Origin of the sequence: Pseudoxanthomonas putridarboris, from assembly GCF_038321125.1 — a bacterium.
Taxonomy (GTDB): Bacteria; Pseudomonadota; Gammaproteobacteria; order Xanthomonadales; family Xanthomonadaceae; genus Pseudoxanthomonas_A; species Pseudoxanthomonas_A putridarboris.
In genome coordinates, this window is the sequence record NZ_JBBWWT010000005.1 from 233,704 (window position 1) to 251,275 (window position 17,572).

General features: G+C 67.4%; 22 protein-coding genes and 1 riboswitch. Of the genes, 8 read left to right on the forward strand and 14 right to left on the reverse strand.

Going from position 1 to position 17,572, the window contains the following annotated elements; all coding sequences use genetic code 11:
* Position 1: 1 nt before the first annotated feature.
* A riboswitch (glycine riboswitch) is annotated at positions 2-121 on the reverse strand.
* A 301-nt stretch (positions 122-422) separates the two neighbouring features.
* Positions 423-1,664 carry a multidrug effflux MFS transporter gene (locus AAD027_RS12840; protein ID WP_341726407.1) on the forward strand — a complete coding sequence of 414 codons (1,242 nt, stop codon included), beginning with the start codon at positions 423-425 and terminating at the stop codon, positions 1,662-1,664.
* Between the two features lie 18 nt (positions 1,665-1,682).
* A complete protein-coding gene (locus AAD027_RS12845) occupies positions 1,683-2,093 on the forward strand; it encodes a hypothetical protein (RefSeq protein WP_341726408.1) in 411 nt (136 codons plus the stop codon).
* Between the two features lie 197 nt (positions 2,094-2,290).
* Here AAD027_RS12845 and AAD027_RS12850 read toward each other — a convergent pair whose 3' ends face one another.
* The 7 genes from AAD027_RS12850 to AAD027_RS12880 all read right to left on the reverse strand — a co-directional run bounded on the left by AAD027_RS12850 (position 2,291) and on the right by AAD027_RS12880 (position 8,589).
* Positions 2,291-2,839, reverse strand: coding sequence for a metal-dependent hydrolase (locus tag AAD027_RS12850; protein ID WP_341726409.1), 549 nt, complete (start codon positions 2,837-2,839; stop codon positions 2,291-2,293).
* A 303-nt stretch (positions 2,840-3,142) separates the two neighbouring features.
* Positions 3,143-5,122 carry a M2 family metallopeptidase gene (locus AAD027_RS12855; protein ID WP_341726410.1) on the reverse strand — a complete coding sequence of 660 codons (1,980 nt, stop codon included), beginning with the start codon at positions 5,120-5,122 and terminating at the stop codon, positions 3,143-3,145.
* Between the two features lie 380 nt (positions 5,123-5,502).
* Entirely contained in the window at positions 5,503-6,000 is a 498-nt protein-coding gene (locus AAD027_RS12860) for a hypothetical protein (protein ID WP_341726411.1), read from the reverse strand.
* A 98-nt stretch (positions 6,001-6,098) separates the two neighbouring features.
* Complete coding sequence (gene minE / locus AAD027_RS12865; RefSeq protein WP_341726412.1) at positions 6,099-6,353, reverse strand: cell division topological specificity factor MinE; 255 nt, start codon at positions 6,351-6,353, stop codon at positions 6,099-6,101.
* A 2-nt stretch (positions 6,354-6,355) separates the two neighbouring features.
* Positions 6,356-7,165, reverse strand: a complete 810-nt coding sequence (minD, locus tag AAD027_RS12870; RefSeq protein ID WP_341726413.1) for a septum site-determining protein MinD — start codon at positions 7,163-7,165, stop codon at positions 6,356-6,358.
* A gap of 45 nt (positions 7,166-7,210) precedes the next feature.
* Positions 7,211-7,996 carry a septum site-determining protein MinC gene (gene minC, locus AAD027_RS12875; protein WP_341726414.1) on the reverse strand — a complete coding sequence of 262 codons (786 nt, stop codon included), beginning with the start codon at positions 7,994-7,996 and terminating at the stop codon, positions 7,211-7,213.
* Positions 7,993-8,589 (reverse strand): GNAT family N-acetyltransferase, encoded by a 597-nt coding sequence (locus AAD027_RS12880; protein ID WP_341726415.1) that lies wholly within the window; start codon positions 8,587-8,589, stop codon positions 7,993-7,995. Before AAD027_RS12880 ends, minC begins: the two co-directional genes overlap by 4 nt.
* 196 nt (positions 8,590-8,785) lie before the next feature.
* Here AAD027_RS12880 and AAD027_RS12885 point away from each other — a divergent pair, with 196 nt between their 5' ends.
* The 5 genes from AAD027_RS12885 to AAD027_RS12905 all read left to right on the forward strand — a co-directional run bounded on the left by AAD027_RS12885 (position 8,786) and on the right by AAD027_RS12905 (position 13,273).
* A complete protein-coding gene (locus AAD027_RS12885) occupies positions 8,786-10,027 on the forward strand; it encodes a sensor histidine kinase (RefSeq protein ID WP_341726416.1) in 1,242 nt (413 codons plus the stop codon).
* The gene (locus tag AAD027_RS12890) at positions 10,024-10,665 is read left to right on the forward strand and encodes a response regulator (protein WP_341726417.1); all 642 of its coding nucleotides are present in this window, start codon (positions 10,024-10,026) and stop codon (positions 10,663-10,665) included. Before AAD027_RS12885 ends, AAD027_RS12890 begins: the two co-directional genes overlap by 4 nt.
* A gap of 251 nt (positions 10,666-10,916) precedes the next feature.
* Positions 10,917-12,080 (forward strand): polyketide cyclase, encoded by a 1,164-nt coding sequence (locus AAD027_RS12895; protein WP_341726418.1) that lies wholly within the window; start codon positions 10,917-10,919, stop codon positions 12,078-12,080.
* Positions 12,081-12,222: 142 nt separating this feature from the next.
* Positions 12,223-12,594: a DUF423 domain-containing protein gene (locus AAD027_RS12900; protein WP_341726487.1), complete on the forward strand. Its 372-nt coding sequence runs from the start codon at positions 12,223-12,225 to the stop codon at positions 12,592-12,594.
* A 4-nt stretch (positions 12,595-12,598) separates the two neighbouring features.
* Positions 12,599-13,273: a DNA-3-methyladenine glycosylase family protein gene (locus tag AAD027_RS12905; protein ID WP_341726419.1), complete on the forward strand. Its 675-nt coding sequence runs from the start codon at positions 12,599-12,601 to the stop codon at positions 13,271-13,273.
* Between the two features lie 56 nt (positions 13,274-13,329).
* On the opposite strand, the gene AAD027_RS12910 is transcribed toward AAD027_RS12905, so the two are convergent.
* The 4 genes from AAD027_RS12910 to AAD027_RS12925 all read right to left on the reverse strand — a co-directional run bounded on the left by AAD027_RS12910 (position 13,330) and on the right by AAD027_RS12925 (position 16,178).
* Entirely contained in the window at positions 13,330-13,857 is a 528-nt protein-coding gene (locus AAD027_RS12910) for an REP-associated tyrosine transposase (RefSeq protein ID WP_341726420.1), read from the reverse strand.
* Between the two features lie 40 nt (positions 13,858-13,897).
* Entirely contained in the window at positions 13,898-14,716 is an 819-nt protein-coding gene (locus AAD027_RS12915) for a M15 family metallopeptidase (RefSeq protein ID WP_341726421.1), read from the reverse strand.
* Between the two features lie 9 nt (positions 14,717-14,725).
* Positions 14,726-15,268: a PH domain-containing protein gene (locus tag AAD027_RS12920; protein WP_341726422.1), complete on the reverse strand. Its 543-nt coding sequence runs from the start codon at positions 15,266-15,268 to the stop codon at positions 14,726-14,728.
* Positions 15,269-15,383: 115 nt separating this feature from the next.
* Entirely contained in the window at positions 15,384-16,178 is a 795-nt protein-coding gene (locus tag AAD027_RS12925; protein WP_341726423.1) for a CPBP family glutamic-type intramembrane protease, read from the reverse strand.
* Between AAD027_RS12925 and AAD027_RS12930 the strand changes: the two genes are divergently transcribed.
* Complete coding sequence (locus AAD027_RS12930) at positions 16,177-16,305, forward strand: hypothetical protein (RefSeq protein ID WP_341726424.1); 129 nt, start codon at positions 16,177-16,179, stop codon at positions 16,303-16,305. The two genes, AAD027_RS12925 and AAD027_RS12930, sit on opposite strands and share 2 nt — an antisense overlap.
* Here AAD027_RS12930 and AAD027_RS12935 read toward each other — a convergent pair.
* Genes AAD027_RS12935 through AAD027_RS12945 form a run of 3 tightly spaced genes read right to left on the reverse strand, consistent with a single transcriptional unit; the run spans position 16,289 to position 17,556 of the window.
* The gene (locus tag AAD027_RS12935; RefSeq protein WP_341726425.1) at positions 16,289-16,471 is read right to left on the reverse strand and encodes a DUF4177 domain-containing protein; all 183 of its coding nucleotides are present in this window, start codon (positions 16,469-16,471) and stop codon (positions 16,289-16,291) included. The genes AAD027_RS12930 and AAD027_RS12935 overlap by 17 nt on opposite strands.
* Positions 16,468-16,653, reverse strand: coding sequence for a type II toxin-antitoxin system antitoxin (locus tag AAD027_RS12940; protein WP_341726426.1), 186 nt, complete (start codon positions 16,651-16,653; stop codon positions 16,468-16,470). Before AAD027_RS12940 ends, AAD027_RS12935 begins: the two co-directional genes overlap by 4 nt.
* A gap of 21 nt (positions 16,654-16,674) precedes the next feature.
* The gene (locus tag AAD027_RS12945; RefSeq protein WP_341726427.1) at positions 16,675-17,556 is read right to left on the reverse strand and encodes an SPFH domain-containing protein; all 882 of its coding nucleotides are present in this window, start codon (positions 17,554-17,556) and stop codon (positions 16,675-16,677) included.
* Between the last annotated feature and the right edge of the window lie 16 nt (positions 17,557-17,572).

The window sequence follows — 17,572 nt, forward strand, 5'->3', positions numbered from 1 at the left end:
GGGGTGCCCCTCTGTCCTTTTGCCTGAGAGTTTGGAAGCGGGACGGACGAGGTCGCCTGCTTCGTGCCCCTTCGGCGCCAGCGCGACCCCATGGGCGGCCGGTCTCTCCAGAGTGTTTGCAGCGGTGGTGGTATCGGGCCTGAGCGATTACGGGCGTTTGCGCCTTCGGCAGCGGGCCGGGCCTGTTCGGGCGACCTGCTTCTCCCACCTGGTCTTGCCCGGCGATTATAGCCCGGCGGCGGGGCAGGCGGCCGGCCGGTAGAATGAACAGGCCATTTCCCGTGAAGCCCCATGCACCCGTCCGCCGCTCCATCCACCGCCGTCGCCCCCGTGGAGCCGGATGCCGCTCCGGTCCCGGAGTCCGTGCGCGGCGCCGCGACGGTGTCTTCCACGGCGAGTCCGTCCGTGCCGGGCGGGCGGGAATGAAGCCGATTTCCAACCGCCGGCTGGCCCTGCTGCTGGGCGGCCTGGCCATGTTCGGCCCGTTCTCCATCGACACCATCTTCCCGGCGTTCCCGGCGATGGGCGCGCAGCTCGGCGCCGACAAGGTGGCCATGCAGCAGACGATCAGCGTGTACCTGCTGACCTACGCGCTGATGAGCCTGGTGCACGGCCCGCTGTCGGATGCGTTCGGCCGGCGCAAGGTGATCCTGGGCGGGCTGGCGGTGTTCCTGCTGGCCTCGGTGGGCTGCGCGCTGTCCACCGACATGGCGACGTTGCTGCTGTTCCGCGCGGTGCAGGGACTGTCCGCCGGCGTGGGCTTCATCGTCGGCCGTGCGGTGATCCGCGACGTGCACCAGGGCGACGATGCGCAGCGGCTGATGAGCCAGGTATCGATGATCTTCGGCATCGCGCCGGCCATCGCGCCGATCGTCGGCGGCTGGATCCTGGGCTGGAGCGCGTGGCCGACGATCTTCTGGTTCCTGGCCGGCTTCTCGCTGCTGCTGATGCTGGCGGTGGGCGTGTGGCTGCCGGAAACGCATCCCAGGGAGATGCGGCTGAACGTCTCGCCGCGCCACCTGCTGCGCGACTACTTCGCCATCGTCGGCAACCGCCGCTTCCTGCGGCTGGCCGCGGCGGGTTCGCTGAGTTTCGGCGGGCTGTTCCTGTACATCGCTTCGGCGCCGGCGTTCGTGATGGACCTGCTCGGGTTGAACGAACAGCAGTTCGCGTGGCTGTTCCTGCCCACCATCGGCGGCATGGTGCTGGGCGCGTTCCTGTCCGGTCGCGCGGCGGGCCGCATCGAAGGCAAGCGGCTGGTCGCCATCGGCTACGCCTGCATGGCGCTGGCGATGCTGGCCAACGTCGGCTACAACGCATGGGCGGGCGATGCGATCCGCGTGCCTTGGGCGGTGATGCCGATGATGCTGGCGGCGCTGGGGGTGGCATTGGTGTTCCCCATCCTGACCCTGTCGATCCTCGACATGTACCCGCGCCAGCGTGGCGCGGCGTCTTCGTTGCAGGCCTTCAGCAACCTGGTCGTCAACGCGATCATCGCCGGCGTGCTGTCGCCCCTGCTGAGCCATCATGGCCTGCACCTGGCGCTGGGCATGGCCGGTTTCGTGCTGCTGGGCTGGCTGATGTGGCAGTGGGAAGCCCGCGCCAGCCGCATGCCGGCCTGTCCGCGCGAACCCGCCGCGCTGGAACCCACCGAACACCTTTGACCTTTCCGGGAATCGCCCATGTCCATCCAATCCAAGGCACGCCGCGAGGCGAAGAAGCGCAAGGCCGTCAAGACGCGCAACCAGGTGCTCGCCAACGCACCGGCCATCGAACCGCATGCCGAACTGCGCAATCCGCAGGGCGACCTGCTCGCCGGCATCGTGCGACAGGCCGGCGTGTGGGTGTTCGGCCTGGACGGCCGCATCGCCGGCAGTTCCGACAGCGCCGCCGAAGTGCTGGCGATGATCAAGCAGGCCGCCGCGCTGCACGAAGCGCAGGGCAACGCGGTGCGGCTGGTGTATTCCGACGAGTTGCGCGACACGGCGGTGATCGAAGCCGCCGCGCAGGGACTGACGCTGGAGCAGTTCGAGGAACGGCTGGCCGAGCAGATGAAGGCGAACAAGCCAGATGCCGACCCGGAAGTGAATTGATCCGTCTGTAGCCCGGCAAGGGCAAGGTTCCTCAGGGATGCCGCCATCTTCGGGAACAATAGACGCTCCCGGACCCAATCCGATCGTGGGAGCGACGTAAGTCGCGACGCGGGTCCCGGCGAATGAGCGTTTCCCACCATTCGCCCGCCCCACCCAGCAGGCTCGATATCGCGAATGCTGTGCTTTCCTGTCGCGACTTACGTCGCTCCCACATGGGTATCACCTCGGGCACGATGACGTAACCACGCCACCGGCAGCGCGATGAACAGGGCGGGCACCCACACCCACATGAATTCCGACAGCAGCACCTCCACGCCGCGCGTGCTGAAGAAGCCGTGGATGAAGGGCGACACCTCGATCACCCGCCACGGCGCGAAATGCCGTGTCTCCGACCACGGCCAGAACAGGGCCACGCCAAGCCCGCCATCGGTCAGCATGTCCAGCAAGGGATGCGAGGCGGCGCAGAACGCGACGAACAGCAGGGTCGCCGCGAAGCCGGCCTTCAGCCAGCGACAGCCGCAGCCCGCCAGCAACCCGCATATCAACGCGAACACCAGTGAATGGCTGGCACCGCGATGGCCGAAGGCATCGGCGTAGGCGATGCCGAACTTGAATGCGATGACGTCGGCGTCCGGGACCATGGCGGCCAGCACGCCAGCCATCAGCAGGCGGGGCGGAAGCGCGCGTCGGCCCAGGCCGATGCCAAATGCGAGCGGGACGATGGCGTGGGTGAGGACGGTAGGCATGGCAGGCTCATGGCGGTGCGTTGCGAAAAGCATGGCCGGTGAAGATGGAGCCAGTGTGAAGTCGTCGGCCCGTCCCTGTAGGAGCGGCTTTAGCCGCGACCAGGATCTACGAAAGGCAGGAGACACGGATCAACGAGGAAAAGACGGATAAGAACAGATAAAGCTTTATCCGCGTTCGTTCGCATTGATCCGTGTCCAATGCGCTTTTGTGTTTGCGGTCGCGGCTAAAGCCGCTCCTACGGGGGAATGGAAAGAAGAAGGCCGGCTCGCGCCGGCCTTCCGCCTGTCGCCATCGGGAGGGGATCAGCCCTGCTTGTTCGCGGCCGCCGCCGCCGCGGTGGCGGGGATCTGCCACCCGCAGGTCTGGCCCTCGTTCTGCTGCTTCAGCCAGTCCTGCAGCGGGGCGAAGTATTCCAGCACCGCGCTGGCGTCCATCTTCTCGGTGCCGGTGAGTTCCTTCAGCGTGCTTTGCCACGGCTGGCTGGCGCCCTTCTCCAGCATCGCCCAGAATTTCTGGCCGGCGACCTTGTTGCCGTAGAAGCTGCATTCGTACAGCGGCCCCTTGTAGCCGGCGGCGTCGCACAGGCCCTTGTAGAACTGGAACTGCAGCACGTGCGAGAGGAAGTAGCGCGTGTACGGCGTGTTGCCCGGCACGTGGTACTTGGCACCGGGGTCGAAGAAGTCCTCGCCGCGCGCGGTGGCCGGGGCCACGCCCTGGTACCTGGCCTTCAGTTCCCACCACGTCCTGTTGTAGTCGGCGGGCTTGATGCTGCCGTCGAACACGCCCCAGCGCCAGCGGTCGATCATCAGGCCGAACGGCATGAACGACACCTTGGCCAGCGCAGTGCGCATCTGCGCATTGATCAGCGCCTCGTTGCTCTGCCGCTGCTCGCCGACCAGGCCGATCGATTTCAGGTAGGCCGGCGTCATCGCCAGTTCCATGGTGTCGCCGATGGCTTCGTGGAAACCGTCGTGCGCGCCGTTCTGGAACAGCGGCGGCAGCTTGTTGTAGGCCAGGTAGTAATAGACGTGGCCCAGCTCGTGGTAGATGGTGAAGAAGTCCTCTTCGTTGGGCTTGATGCACATCTTGGTGCGCACATCGCCCGCGTAGTTCATGTCCCAGGCGCTGGCGTGGCAGACCACGTCGCGGTCCAGCGGCTTGATGAACTGCGTCCTGGACCAGTAGCTGTCAGGCAACCTGGGCATGCCCAGCGACAGGTAGAAATCCTGCGCGCGTTCGGTCATCTGCCTGGCCACCTGCAGTTGCGCCTCGCGCTCGGCCTGGAACAGCTTGCCGGCATCGGGATTCGGGCCGGCCTTGGCCAGCGCGGCCTGGTAGTCGGCCTGGTACTGCTTCTCCAGCGCGGCGGTGATGTCCAGATCGCCCGCGCCCTTGTAGGGTTCCAGCATGTCCCACAGGTTGCCCCAGTCCTGCTGCCACATGTTGCCCATCAGGTGCGCGGGCAACAGGCCGTTGACCTGGCCTTTCTCCACGCCGTAGGTGGCCTGCAGCTTGGTGCGGGTGTAGCAGTGCAACTGCTCGTACAGCGGCTTGACCTGGTCCCACAGGCGATCGGTCTCGACCGCGATCTCGGCCGGCGTCATGTCGTAGCCGCTGCGCCACATCTCGCCGGTGTCGGCGTAGCCCATTTCCTTGGCGCCCTCGTTGACCAGTTCGACGAAGCGGGTGTAGTCCTTGCGCATCGGCTGGGCGATGGTGTGCCAGCCCTGCCAGGCATCCAGCTGCGCCTCGTAGTCGCGGCTGCTGCGCAGCACGTCTTCCAGTTCGCCGAGCTGGCGGCACTGCCTGGCGGCGCCTTCGCCCTTGCAGTAGCTGCCGCGGCCGTAGGCGCCTTCCATCTTCGCGGCGATGCCGGTCAGTTCGGCCAGCTTGGCCGGGTCCTTCGGCGCCGGCATCGCGGTGGCCAGCTTCAGCAACTGGATGGCGCGCGCCGTTTCCGGCGACATCCTCTGGCCTTCGAACTTCTTGGCCTGCTCGATCCAGCTGTTGAGCTGGGTCAGGTAGCGCTCGTTGCCCTTGGCGGCCAGCAACTCGCTGTCGTCGTTGATGTAGGTGCTGGACAGCCACTGCGCGGCGGTGAGTTCGGGATACATCTTGCGGGATTCGTCGTTGACGCGCGCGATGAACTCGTCGGCGGTCTCGCCCTGCGGGATTGCGGGCGTCGCCGCGCTGTCGGCGGTGGTCTCGTCCTTCTTGCAGGCGGCCAGAATGGCGACGCAGGCGCCGACGGCGAGCGCGAGCAGGAGGTGGCGTGGCTTCACGGGGTGTCCTTCAGGGTGCGGCGGCGCAGGAACCGGAAGGCTAGTGCGGGTGGGGCAGGGGCCGCAAGTGCGGGTACATCCTGTAGGAGCGGCTTTAGCCGCGACCGCGTCCCGACAGCAGTCCGTCGCACGCAATGATGAGCGCGCCGCAGCGCATCGGAATAGGGAACAGCCGCCTCCAGCATGCGCATGGTCCGCGGTCGCGGCTAAAGCCGCTCCTACAGGGGGAGTCCGTAGGGTGCGCCCTGGCGCACCGCGCAATTTGTAGATGGTGCGGTATCGAAGCCCGCCAGTTCGCCATCCGGGCGCGCTGCGGCGAGTTCGTCATCATGCAGGCGGAATGGCCATCGTGGCGCGGTGCGCCAGGGCGCACCCTGCGGTCAGACGTGCGGCAGGCCCTGCTGGCGCAGGAACGCGCGCGCATCTTCGGCATCCTGTTCGAACCACGCCCGGGTCGATCCCAGGCGGAACGAATATCCCCACGCATCCATGTCCGCCATCAGCCGCGCGCGGCCCACGCCGGGCAGATCGTCGGCGAGGATGATCTGCAGGCAGCAGGTGGCGTCCTCCTCGATGTCCGAATCGGTGGCGTCGGTGTGCACCTGCGCGCGGCGTTCCGGCGGCAGCACGATCAGGTGGCAGGCTTCGTGCAGCATCGAATGCACGGGCGTGTCGCCGCGCACGTAGACGTTGTGCGCGATCACGCCGGCTTCGGGTTCGCCCCAGAAGCTGCCGGGGATCGCTTCGCCATCGCGCACGCGGTGCAGCAGCAGGCCATGGCGGGCCAGCAGCGATTCCAGCGCGGCGAACGGCACGTCGCGGACGCAGAGTACGTCCGGCGTATCGGTATCCAGCGCGGTGGCGGCGGCCTGGCTCATCGCATCGGAAAGAACGATGTGGGAGCGCCGTCTCGGCGCGAGCTCTTCATGGCAGCAACCTGCCGGAGAAGCTCGCGCCGGGCCGGCGCTCCCACGGGTCAGGGGTTGCCTTCCGGCCGCGCCACCGAGATGTCCAGCACGTCGTGGTCGCCGTCCTTGATCAGATCCACCTTGACCGCGTCGACGTCGACGTTGACGTACTTCCTGATGACCTCCAGCAGTTCGCGGCGCAGCAGCGGCAGGTAGTCGGGTGCGCCGCGCGAGCTGCGTTCCTGCGCGATGATGATCTGCAGGCGGTTCTTCGCGGTCTCGGCGGTGTTCTTCTTCGCCTTGAGGAAATCGAACAGGCCCATGCTCAACCTCCGAACAGCTTGCTGAAGAAGCCCTTCTTCTCCAGGGAGATGAAGCGCATCGGGCGGTCTTCGCCCAGCAGGCGCCCCACGGTGTCGTCGTAGGCCTGGCCGGCCGGCGATTCCAGGTCCAGGATGACCGGTTCGCCCTTGTTGGAGGCGTTGAGCACGTCGCCCGACTCGGGGATCACGCCCAGCGTCTTCAGGCCCAGCACGTCCTCCACGTCGGTGATGCTGAGCATCTCGCCGCCTTCCACGCGCGCCGGGTTGTAGCGCGTCAGCAGCAGGTTGGCCTTCAGCGTCTCGCCGTTCTCGGCCTTGCGGGTCTTGGAGTCCAGCAGGCCCAGGATGCGGTCGGAATCGCGCACCGAAGAGACTTCCGGGTTGACCACCACGATGGCCTGGTCGGCGAAGTACATGGCCAGGAACGCGCCCTTCTCGATGCCGGCCGGCGAGTCGCACACGATGTAGTCGAAACCGTCGTCGGACAGGTCCTTGAGCACCTTCTCCACGCCTTCCTTGGTCAGCGCGTCCTTGTCGCGCGTCTGCGAGGCGGCCAGCACGTACAGCGTCTCGAAGCGCTTGTCCTTGATCAGCGCCTGCTTCAGCGTGGCCTCGCCCTGGGTGACGTTGACGAAGTCGTACACCACGCGGCGCTCGCAGCCCATGATGAGGTCCAGGTTGCGCAGGCCGACGTCGAAGTCGATGACGGCGACCTTCTTGCCGCGGCGCGCCAGGCCGCAGGCGATGCTGGCGCTGGTGGTGGTCTTGCCGACGCCGCCCTTGCCGGAAGTGACTACGATGATTTCAGCCAACGGTGTTCTCCTTGGTCGTTCTTCTATTCGGGTTAACGCCGCGCATCATTCCTGCGCGGCGATCTTGAGTTGGTCCTGTTCCAGCCAGATCTGTACGGCCTTGCCGCGCAGTTCCTTGGGCACTTCCTCCATCACCTTGTAGTGGCCGGCGACGGCGACCAGTTCGGCGTGGAATTCGCGGCAGAAGATGCGCGCGTCGGCGTTGCCGCGCGCGCCGGCCAGGGCGCGGCCGCGCAGCGGGCCGTAGATGTGGATGGAGCCGTCGGAAATGACCTCGGCGCCGGCGCCGACGGTGTTGAGCACGGTCAGGTCGCGGTTCTCCGCGTACAACTGCTGGCCCGAGCGCACCGGCGTCTTCTGCACCAGGCCGGGCTTGCTGTCGCTGGCCTTGGGCGCGGATGCGGCCGACGCCTTTGCGGGAGCGGCGTCAGCCGCGACGGGGCGGGGAGCGGAAGCGGTCGGGGCTGAAGCCCCTCCTACAGGTTCGTACTGCGCGCGGAACTTGGCCAGCAGCGGCAGGCCGAGTTGCTCGGCCAGCGCTTCGGTATCGGGGCTGCCGTAGGCCAGCGCCACCGGGATCACGCCGGCGGCGCGCAGGCCGTCCAGCAACGATTGCGCGGTCGCCGCGTCGGGCATGCGGGTCAGGCCGCCGAAATCGATGATGACGGCGGCGCGGCCGAACAGTTTGGGCGCGCGTTCGACGCGCTCGCGCATTTCGCGGGAAAGCTGGGCGACGTCGAGGGTGCGGATGCGGAGGTTGGCGATGCCGACCTGGCCGATCTTCAGTTCGCCGGCCTGTTCGTAGTCCATGTGGCCCTGGGTCACGCTCATGTTCCCGTCGGGCGCTGGGCGCCGGGCTGGGACAGGGCGCGGGTCTGCGTCCAGGGCACGTCGGGCAGGGCGTCGCCGTAGGTGTCGCGCACCCACGGGTAGCTGCACAGTTCCTTCATCAGCATGCTGGCGCGCACGTTGGCCTCGGCCATCACGTGCTGGCCGATCTCGCGGAAGCCGAAACTGCCATGGAACAGCAGCGCCGGATCGGCGCCATGGTCCAGGAACACTTCGCAGGCCAGTTGCGGGTAGCGCAACTCGGCGTAGCTCTGCACGTCGGCGTAGAACGCGCGGCCGACGCCGCCGCCGCGGCGGCGGCTGGCCACCACGATGCGGTCGATGTAGAAGAACTGCGGATAGCGCTCGCGGAACCAGCCGAAATTGCTGCTGTCGTGGTCGGCGCCGGAGCCGAAGCCGACCAGGAAACCGGCGAGGTTGCCGTCGCGTTCGGCGACGCGGAAGTATTCGGCCTGCTCGTAGAAGCGGCGTACCTTGGCCGAATCCAGCGGCAGGATCGCGAGTCCGGCGTTGTTGTTGAGGGCTAGGACGGAATCCAGCTCGTGCTCGCGCACGTCGCGGATGACAATCGACATTACCTGACTCCGTACGGGTCTTGCAGGGGCAGCATGGGCGGTCGCCGCACGCGGCTGACGGCGGATTATCGCATGGCCGTGCAGGGGGGGGCGAGGCATCCGGTGAGCGGTGGGTGAACCGGGCTGGCCGCCGCGGAACGCCCGGCATGACTTTAGTTGGGACGGCACGACGGTCGATTGCGCCTAAGATGCCCGGATGTTGGGACGACTCAGCCATACCCGCCTGCTGCGCGCCGCCGGGCTCTACACGTGGGCCCTGGTGGGGATTCCCATCATCCTGAACGTGTGGGTGCTGCCGCCGTCCAGCGGAACCGACGGCACGGGCGTGAACCTGCCGCTGACCGCGCTGTGCTATTTCAGCTTCGGCGCCTGCTACTGGCTGGCGACGCGGGCATTGGACGGCCGCCGCGCGGGTCTCCCGGTGGCCTGGAACGTGCCGCTGGCGATGGTGCTGACCGCCACCGCGATCGGGGTGGGCTTCTATACCCAGACCGGCCTGGGGGCGGTGCTGCTGCTGATCATGGCGGGCGTGCTGCCGTGGCTGCTGGAACTGCGCTTCGCCGTGGCCTGGCTGCTGGCGGCCCACGTGCTGCTGGTGCCGTCGTTCATGGCCCGGGACGATTTCAACTTCTGGGAGGCGCTGTTCCAGTCCATGTTCTACGTGGGCTTCGCCTCGTTCGTGCTGATCACCACCTTCGTCGCCCGCCAGCAGGCGCAGGCCCGCGAGGACCAGCGCCGCCTCAACGCGGAACTGCGGGCCACCCGCGTGTTGCTGGCCGAGAGCGCCCGCGTCAACGAGCGCACCCGCATCTCCCGCGAACTGCACGACCTGCTGGGCCACCACCTGACCGCGCTGAGCCTGAACCTGGAAGTGGCCGGCCACATGACCGAGGGTCGCGCGCAGGAGCATGTGAAGCAGGCCCACACGCTGGCGCGCCTGCTGCTGACGGACGTGCGCGAGGCGGTCAGCCAGTTGCGCGACAGCGGGGCGATCGACCTGGGCGCGGCGCTGTTCCCGCTGGCCGAGAAGGTGCCGTCGCTGTCCATCCACATGGACATCGAGGAGCCGCTGACCCTGGAGGACCCGCATCGCGCCCACGTGCTGCTGCGCTGCACCCAGGAAATCATCACCAACGCGGTGCGCCACGCCGGGGCCCGCAACCTGTGGCTGCATTGCCGCCGGGACGGCTACCGCATCCTGATCGACGCCCGCGACGACGGCGGCGGTGCCGAGAGGGTGGTTTCCGGCAACGGCCTGACCGGCATGCGCGAGCGATTGGCACAATACGGCGGCGAACTGGCCATCGAAACCCGCGTCGGCAAGGGCTTTTCCGTGCATATCGCCCTGCCGGTGAACGATCCCGTCCCCGGACGGCCTGCGACATCCGAATCCCTTCCCGAACCCATGCCCGCGCTGGGCCCAGGAGAACACCCATGATCCGAGTCTGTCTGGTCGACGACCAAACCCTGGTGCGCCAGGGCATCCGCTCCCTGCTGGCGCTGGACGACGGCATCGAGGTGGTGGCGGAGGCCGCCGACGGCCGCCAGGCCGTGGACCTGGTGCCGCAGGTCAAGCCCGACGTGGTGCTGATGGACATGCGCATGCCGGTGATGTCCGGCCTGGAGGCCCTGCAGGCGCTGGCCCACGCCGGCGAGCTGCCGCCGACCATCATCCTGACCACCTTCGACGACGACCAGCTGGTGCTGGCCGGGCTGAAGGCCGGGGCCAAGGGCTACCTGCTCAAGGACGTCTCGCTGGAACAACTGGTCGGCGCCATCCGCACCGTGGCCGACGGCGGCTCGCTGGTGCAGCCGGCGGTGACCCAGCGCCTGCTCTCGGGGCTGGAACACATGCGCAACGATTTCGTCAGCCTGGACCGCCCGGACCCGCTGACCGACCGCGAGACTGAGATCCTGCGGCTGATGGCCAGCGGTTTCTCCAACAAGGAGATCGCCAATTCGCTGGGCGTGGCCGAGGGCACCATCAAGAACCACGTCTCCAACATCCTCTCCAAGCTCGGCGTGCGCGACCGCACCCGTGCGGTGCTCAAGGCCTTCGAGCTCCAGTTGGTCTGAAGCCGGCGTACCCGGGGAGGCATCGACGCCCCGGCTGGCCCCATGGCGGCCGGCCCACTGTGCCGGGAAAGTGACGTACGTGGGCGTATGCGTGTTTTTCTCCTTGCGGCCCCGCCCGCTGAGCCGTTCCTGCGGCGCGGAAACGGGCGGCCAACCGGTGTCAGGTGGGCTGCCCGAACCCGGCCAACCCTGCTAGGATGCGCGGTGCATTTTTTTTGACGGCCGAGGCACCGGCCCCCGGAGACTCCTGAATGACCCGTTTGATCGAGTTCGTGATTGCGTTGGCGCTGGTCCTGGCGCTGTTTCTGGTGATCGGTCTGATCCTGCCGTCCAAGCGCCATCTTGAAGAAAGCGTCGAAACCAACCGCCGCATGACCATCGTGTTCGATACGCTGAACAACGTGCGTCGCCTGAAGGATTGGAACCCGCTGATCCCCAGCGTGGCCAACGAACTGTCGTACTCCGGTGGCGGCGAAAGCAACTCCGGCGTGGGCGCCAAGGTCGAGTACAACTCCGCCAACCAGGCCTGGGGCCAGGGCAGCTGGGAAATCATCGAGAGCGAGCGCCCGGCACCGTCCGGCGGCCCCGGCAAGATCACCTATGCCATCGTCGACAAGCGCATGGGCACCGACAAGCGCAGCGTGTTCAACCTGGCGCCGAGCGGCAAGAACAACCGCAACGTCAAGATCACCCAGAGCTACGACGTGACCTACGGCTGGAACCTGCTGGGTCGCTATGCCGGCATGTACGTCAGCCGCCACGTCGGCGACGCCGTCAAGTCGGGCCTGTCCAGGCTGACCAACATGCTGGCCACCGTGCCGAACTTCGACTACCGCACCGAAGGCAGCCCGCTGACCGACCTGAAGCTGGTCGAGCTGCCCGCCGAGGACCTGCTGATCGTCAACGCCGGCAACATCGACCGCAACAACGAAACCATCAAGGCGTCGATCAAGTCCAACCAGGAATGGATCAAGCGCGTGATGGAGGCCAATGGCCTGGTCGCCGCCGGCCCGCTGCGCATCATCACCACCGACTTCGGTTCCGAGAAGTACGCCTTCGACGTGGCCCAGCCGGTCCGCAAGGGCAGTGCCGCGCCGAAGAGCGATGCCGCCGATGGCGACGACGCGCCTGCCGCACCGCCGATCGCCGCGCCTGCCGTCGCCGGCGAACTGAAGGTCACCATTCCTTCCGGCGCCCCGGTCGAGTACGTCCACACCGAGCCGCGCAAGCTGGCCTACGCCAGCTACACCGGCTACATGGCCGAACTGGACAACCAGCGCAACGCCCTGCGTGCCTGGGCCGTCACCGGCGGACATGAAGTGGTCGACCGCCCGTTCGAGTCCTGGAAGGAAAGCGTGGACGCCTCGTTCACCGCCGACGGCAAGTTCGACATCTACTGGGCCGTCAAGCAGTAAGCCGGCGCGGACAGCCGTCCGTGATGCACCATGCCGTTCCAACGCGCCGCTTCATGCGGCGCGTTGCGTTTCCGAAGTCGCCGTTGCCGCACCTTTCTCTTCCGCCTGGCAGGACGCCGGCCAGCCTTCGAGGCTCACCGTGCTGACGAATTACGACCGACGCCAACGCAAACCCTCCTTTCTGGCCCTGTGCGGCGGGCTGCTCGCCGCGATTGCGGTCGGGTTGTCCGCCTATGCCTCGCACGGCGTGGCCGATGCGCAGGCGCAGTCGCACCTGCAGACGGCGGCCCTGTTCGCCTTCGGCCACGGGGTCGCCCTGGCCGCCCTGACGGCGGGCACCGCCCGGCGCATGGGCAAGGCGGGCCTGTACCTGCTGCTGCTGGGCACGCTGTTGTTCGCCGGCAGCCTTGCGTTGGGCGCGCTCGCGGGCCTGCCCACGCGCCTGGCGCCGGCCGGCGGCATCGCCCTGATGCTCGGCTGGGTGGTCTGGGCCTTCGACGCGATCCGGCGCTGAACGCATGCCACGGCATTCGCGCGGTTTCGATACCGAACAGGCCTGGGATCACCTGACCCGGCGCGACCGCCGGCTGGGCGCATGGATGAAGCGGATCGGCTACATCGAGCCGCAACCCAGCTGGCGCAAGCCGTTCGATCCGGTGGACGCGCTGGCGCGCGCCATCCTGTACCAGCAGCTCAGCGGCAAGGCCGCCTCGACCATCGTCGGGCGGGTCGAAGCGGCCATCGGCAGCACGCGGCTGCATTTCGACACGCTGGGCCGCGTCGACGATGCCGCGCTGCGCGCCTGCGGCGTGTCGGGAAACAAGACGCTGGCGCTGCGCGACCTGGCCGCGCGCGAACAGCGCGGCGAGATTCCCACGCTGCGGCAGATGTCCACGATGCACGAGGACGATATCGTCGCCGCGCTGGTGCCCGTCCGCGGCATCGGCCGCTGGACGGTGGAGATGATGCTGATGTTCCGCCTGGGCCGCCCGGACGTGCTGCCCATCGACGACCTGGGCGTGCGCAAGGGCGCGCAGTTCGTCGACAAGCTGGAGGCCATGCCCACGCCGAAGGAACTGCTGGCGCGCGGCGAGAAGTGGGGGCCTTACCGGACCTACGCCAGCCAGTACCTCTGGCGCATCGCCGACTTCGGCATCGAGGCGAAGACGCCTACCAAGCGCTCGCAGGATTGACGGTTGCCTACTCGCGTAGGCTGGGATGAGCGAAGCGAATCCCGGCGCTTCCCGCCTCATTCCGGTTCGTGCGTCATTGTCTCGTGGCTTCCGCCCCAACCAGGCGGATATGTCCCTCGATCCAACCAACGGTGGAATGTGGAATAGGGCCAGTCCGCAGGACTCGCCGCATGACCATGCTTCACCGGATTGTAGTGGATGTAATCGGCGTGGACACGATAGTCGTGGTCGTCGCGGATCAGGTGCTCCCAATACCTGCGTTGCCAGATTCCGCGCTCGCCCTTGCGTCTACGGCTATTCGAGACCCATTCGCCATGAGCAATGCCGCGGGAGAATCGTGATTTGATCAGCCGCCAGCGGGTCGGATAATCGTCATCTCCATCTGGCATCGTCCAGAGGCAATGCAGATGATCGGGGAGGACGACTATCGCATCGAGCAAGAAGGGATGGTCCCGTCGCGTGCGGCGAAAGGCTTCGCGAAGCTCGATGATGTGCTCGGTCAGCAATCTGGCTTTACGTTCCGCGAGATTGACAGTGAAGAAGTAGGTGCCACCGGCACTCCTTGTCCGGATATAAGTTCTCATCGGTCGGCGCCGGGATTCGCTTCGCTCATCCCAGCCTACGTCATCCTGGAGGCTGATGGTACCAATGCCAGGGCTCATAGACGATGCCGTGGGGATTGTCGCGCGGGTAGCTCATCGCGAACCCGAAATCGCCGGCTCGCCCGGTCAGCCACGCGAACGCGGGCGTCCGCTCGAACGATTCCTCGGCGGACGGTTCGCCGGGCGTGCCGATATCCAGCGCCAGGCCGCTGTGGTGTTCGCTGTAGCCGGGTGCGGCGTTGACGGTGAGGATCTGCTCCACCGTCTGGCCGCGCGCCAGCTTCCGCTCGAAGATGCCCAGTTGGTAATCGTGGCTGCGGTAGCCGGAGATCGCGTCCAGCGCCACACCGTCTTTGGCGGCGGCCTGGCGCATCGCGTTCCAGGCGCGTGCCGTGGCCAGGCTCAGCCACAACGGACGGCGATAGCGGTCGAAGCCGGCCAGTGCCAGGGCGGCGGGTTCGGCGACCAGCGACAGGCCGGTGCGTTCGCCGTAACCGTCGTCCAGGCCGAGCCGGTGCAGGCGTTCGTGCAGCTCATCCAGCGGCAGTTCGCCGGCCGCGTCCACCATGAAGCCGCGCGAGGCGTCCAGCGCATCCAGCGCGTCCCACGCTTCCTCCACGCCCGGTTCACGGGGAAGTCCGGGCAGCAGCGGCAGCACGCCGTCCGCGAGCACGGCGGCCAGGTAGCGACCGTCGTGCTTGCGTCGCAGCACCGTGTGGGCGCGCGACAACGCCCGCGCATCGGCATTGCCGCGCGCGCGCAGCATGCCGGCGGGCCACAGTTCGATCCGGGACGTGTTGAGCAGGAAGGATTTCAGCGGGATGGCGGACGTGCGCGGCATGCGGCCAGCTTAGCGGTGGTGCGCGGGTGCCGCCAGTTCGCGCAGCCGCGCCAGCAGGTCGGCCGGACGGGTGGGGCTGAGCAGCACCAGCCCGCCGTCGCGCAGCGGCAAGGCCAGCACCCGGGTGCGGTCGGTGATCAGGCAGAACGCCTTGGTCAGGTTGCGCAGGCGGAAGTGGCCGGCATGGAAGCCGGGCAGGTAGAAACCGTTGGTCTTCAGGCGCGGCTTGAGATCGGTATGTTCTTCCAGGCTGACCACGCGCGCCTTGTCCAGGTCGATGGCCTCCAGCACCAGCTTCCTGGTGTACAGCGTGGCGTGGATCCGCAACTCGCGGTTGTCGATGAAGATGCGCCGGCGCCGCAATGCCATGCTCAGCCCGGCGCCGATCAGCAGCACGAGGGGGATCGCCAACCAGCCCCATGGCATCGGCGTCTGTTGTTCCATCGTCATCGCCGCGATCATGGCCGCGACGGCGAGCAGCATCGGCACCCACACCCATAGCCATGCACCTTGGCCGATCGGGGCGACGGCGAACTCCTGCGTGCGTTGCATCAACGTGCTCCTCGGGTGCGTGGGTATCGGGTGGTTGCCCTCGCCGGCGCCGGGCAGGCGAAGGGGAACGGGTTGGCGGCATGCGGGTGGTTTTCCCGGTCGCCGGTCGCGGAACTCATGGCGCCGCTCCCAGCAGGGGCGCCAGTATGTGCAGCACAATGTCGGCGCTGAAGTGCGCCAGCATCGCCATCTCCAGGCCCTGCCGCCAGTACAGCCAGCCGCAGACGATGCCGATGACCGCGTTCAGTCCGACCGTGCGCAGCACGACCACGGCGTCCAGGCCCCAGATGTGGTGGGCCGCCGGCAGGTGCCCGGCGCCGAACAGCAGGGCCGCCAGCACGATCGCGGTCCAGTACGCCGCGGGACCGGGCAGGGTCCCGCGCACGCGCGCGACGATCCACACCAGCAGGGTCATCAGGAACAGGCGCAGCAGCAGTTCCTCGACGATGCCGCCGTAGAAGGAAGCCAGCAGGCCATTGAGCGCGGAAGTGCCGGCCCCGGCCTGGGCAGGCGGGTTCAGCATTTCCGGCAGGAAAGGATCGATGGCGCGCATCGCGGCCAGCACCACCAGCGCGCCCGCCGCTCCCAGCACCATCGCGCGTCCGGGTCGCGGGCGATCCGCGGCGGCCAGCGGGCGCCGGTTCAAGCCGCGCTGCAGCAGCGGCGCCCCCAGGCCGACGCGGTGGCCCATGCGCAGGCCGCAGAACGACAGCGCGCCGATCAGCAGCATCGTCTGCAATGCCTGCACGGCGGCCAGCCATGGCAGCGGAATGGGCACCCGCGCCAGCCGCTCCGGCATCACCTGCATCAGGTAGGGCATCAATGCGATCACCGACAGCCCGGCGACCAGGCCCAATAGCATGGCCAGTTTCAGGTCGTGCCTGGCCGGGATGGGAGCAGGAACCCCCATGTCGCTGTCCGCCGATTCCATGCGCATCGGCTCCATGCGTCAGTGCCGCCGTATCCAGGCGGCGGCGGACGAGCGAAGCAACATGACGGCGAGCGGCCGGCGGATCATGCTCAGGCTTCCTTCTTGAAGACCAGGACGGGAGAGGTGATCGACGGCGTCGCATGGATGATGTTCACCAGTTCCCAGCCCAGCTTGCCCTGCTTGTTGAGTTCTTCCTGCAAGGCATCGGTCTTGATGCCGCCCATCATTCTCGCTTTCATTTCGACGACCTGGTAACTCCAGCGATTGCTCACGGCTTGTTCTCCTTCTTGGGGGGATTGCCCGGCGCGGACAGGCGCCCTGTCTTACGCAGGGCATCGCGCAGCACGTACTCGATCTGCGCGTTGAGGCTGCGCAGCTCGTCGTCGGCCCAGCGTTGCGCGGCGTTGAGCACGTCGGCGTTGATGCGCAGCGGGTAGGCTTTCTTCTCAGACACGATCCGGTCCGTTCCGCCGGCTCAGTAGATCGAGCCAGTGTTGACGATCGGTTGGGTGCCGCGCTCGCCGCACAGCACGACCAGCAGGTTGCTGACCATCTGCGCCTTGCGCTCCTCGTCCAGTTGCACCACGCCGTTCTTCTGCAGCTCGGCCAGGGCCATTTCCACCATGCCGACGGCACCGGCGACGATCCGCGTGCGGGCGGCGATCACCGCGTTGGCCTGCTGCCGCTGCAGCATGGCCTGGGCGATTTCCGGCGCGTAGGCCAGGTGGCTGATGCGCGCCTCGATCACGTCCACGCCGGCCTTGCCCAGCCGCTCGGCGATCTGCTCTTGAAGGTGCTGGGAGATCTCCTGGGGATGGCTGCGCAGCGCGATCTGGCCGTCCTCATGCTGGTCGTACGGATAGCTGGACGCCATCGCGCGCAGCGCCGATTCGGACTGGATGTGCACGAAGCTTTCGTAGTCGTCCACGTTGAACACGGCCTCGGCCGAGTCCACCACCTGCCACACGATCACCGCGGCGATCTCGATGGGGCTGCCGTCCAGCTCGTTGACCTTCAACCGGCCGCTTTCGAAGTTGCGGATGCGCAGGGAGATCTTCCGCTTGCTGTAGAAGGGATTGTTCCAGCGCAGGCCGTTGTCCTTCACCGTGCCGATGTACTTGCCGAACAGGCTGAGCACCGCCGACTGGTTGGGCTGCACGGTGTAGAGGCCGATCAGGCTGAGCAGGGCGACGACGCCCAGCAGCACGCCGCCCAGGAGCAGGGGAACCGACGGTGCGCCGGTGGCGGGGTCCTGACGTGCGCCGGTGACGAACAGCCACACGGCAAGGATGGCGACCACCAGCACGCCCAACAGGAAGGGGATGCCGGGCAGGGAGCGGATCGGGTTCTCTTTCATGGCGGTTCCTCCAGGT

Bases quoted from the DNA above. Each gene is read 5' to 3' on its own strand.
- AAD027_RS12925 (WP_341726423.1), bottom strand. From the start codon at position 16,178: ATGGGGGTTCCTGCTCCCATCCCGGCCAGGCACGACCTGAAACTGGCC.
- AAD027_RS12880 (WP_341726415.1), bottom strand. From the start codon at position 8,589: ATGTCGATTGTCATCCGCGACGTGCGCGAGCACGAGCTGGATTCCGTC.
- minE (WP_341726412.1), bottom strand. From the start codon at position 6,353: ATGGGCCTGTTCGATTTCCTCAAGGCGAAGAAGAACACCGCCGAGACC.
- AAD027_RS12885 (WP_341726416.1), top strand. From the start codon at position 8,786: ATGTTGGGACGACTCAGCCATACCCGCCTGCTGCGCGCCGCCGGGCTC.
- AAD027_RS12930 (WP_341726424.1), top strand. From the start codon at position 16,177: ATGTCGCTGTCCGCCGATTCCATGCGCATCGGCTCCATGCGTCAGTGC.
- AAD027_RS12895 (WP_341726418.1), top strand. From the start codon at position 10,917: ATGACCCGTTTGATCGAGTTCGTGATTGCGTTGGCGCTGGTCCTGGCG.
- AAD027_RS12920 (WP_341726422.1), bottom strand. From the start codon at position 15,268: ATGCAACGCACGCAGGAGTTCGCCGTCGCCCCGATCGGCCAAGGTGCA.
- AAD027_RS12860 (WP_341726411.1), bottom strand. From the start codon at position 6,000: ATGAGCCAGGCCGCCGCCACCGCGCTGGATACCGATACGCCGGACGTA.
- AAD027_RS12845 (WP_341726408.1), top strand. From the start codon at position 1,683: ATGTCCATCCAATCCAAGGCACGCCGCGAGGCGAAGAAGCGCAAGGCC.
- AAD027_RS12905 (WP_341726419.1), top strand. From the start codon at position 12,599: ATGCCACGGCATTCGCGCGGTTTCGATACCGAACAGGCCTGGGATCAC.
- AAD027_RS12840 (WP_341726407.1), top strand. From the start codon at position 423: ATGAAGCCGATTTCCAACCGCCGGCTGGCCCTGCTGCTGGGCGGCCTG.
- AAD027_RS12890 (WP_341726417.1), top strand. From the start codon at position 10,024: ATGATCCGAGTCTGTCTGGTCGACGACCAAACCCTGGTGCGCCAGGGC.
- AAD027_RS12945 (WP_341726427.1), bottom strand. From the start codon at position 17,556: ATGAAAGAGAACCCGATCCGCTCCCTGCCCGGCATCCCCTTCCTGTTG.
- AAD027_RS12850 (WP_341726409.1), bottom strand. From the start codon at position 2,839: ATGCCTACCGTCCTCACCCACGCCATCGTCCCGCTCGCATTTGGCATC.
- minC (WP_341726414.1), bottom strand. From the start codon at position 7,996: ATGAGCGTGACCCAGGGCCACATGGACTACGAACAGGCCGGCGAACTG.
- AAD027_RS12915 (WP_341726421.1), bottom strand. From the start codon at position 14,716: ATGCCGCGCACGTCCGCCATCCCGCTGAAATCCTTCCTGCTCAACACG.
- AAD027_RS12910 (WP_341726420.1), bottom strand. From the start codon at position 13,857: ATGAGAACTTATATCCGGACAAGGAGTGCCGGTGGCACCTACTTCTTC.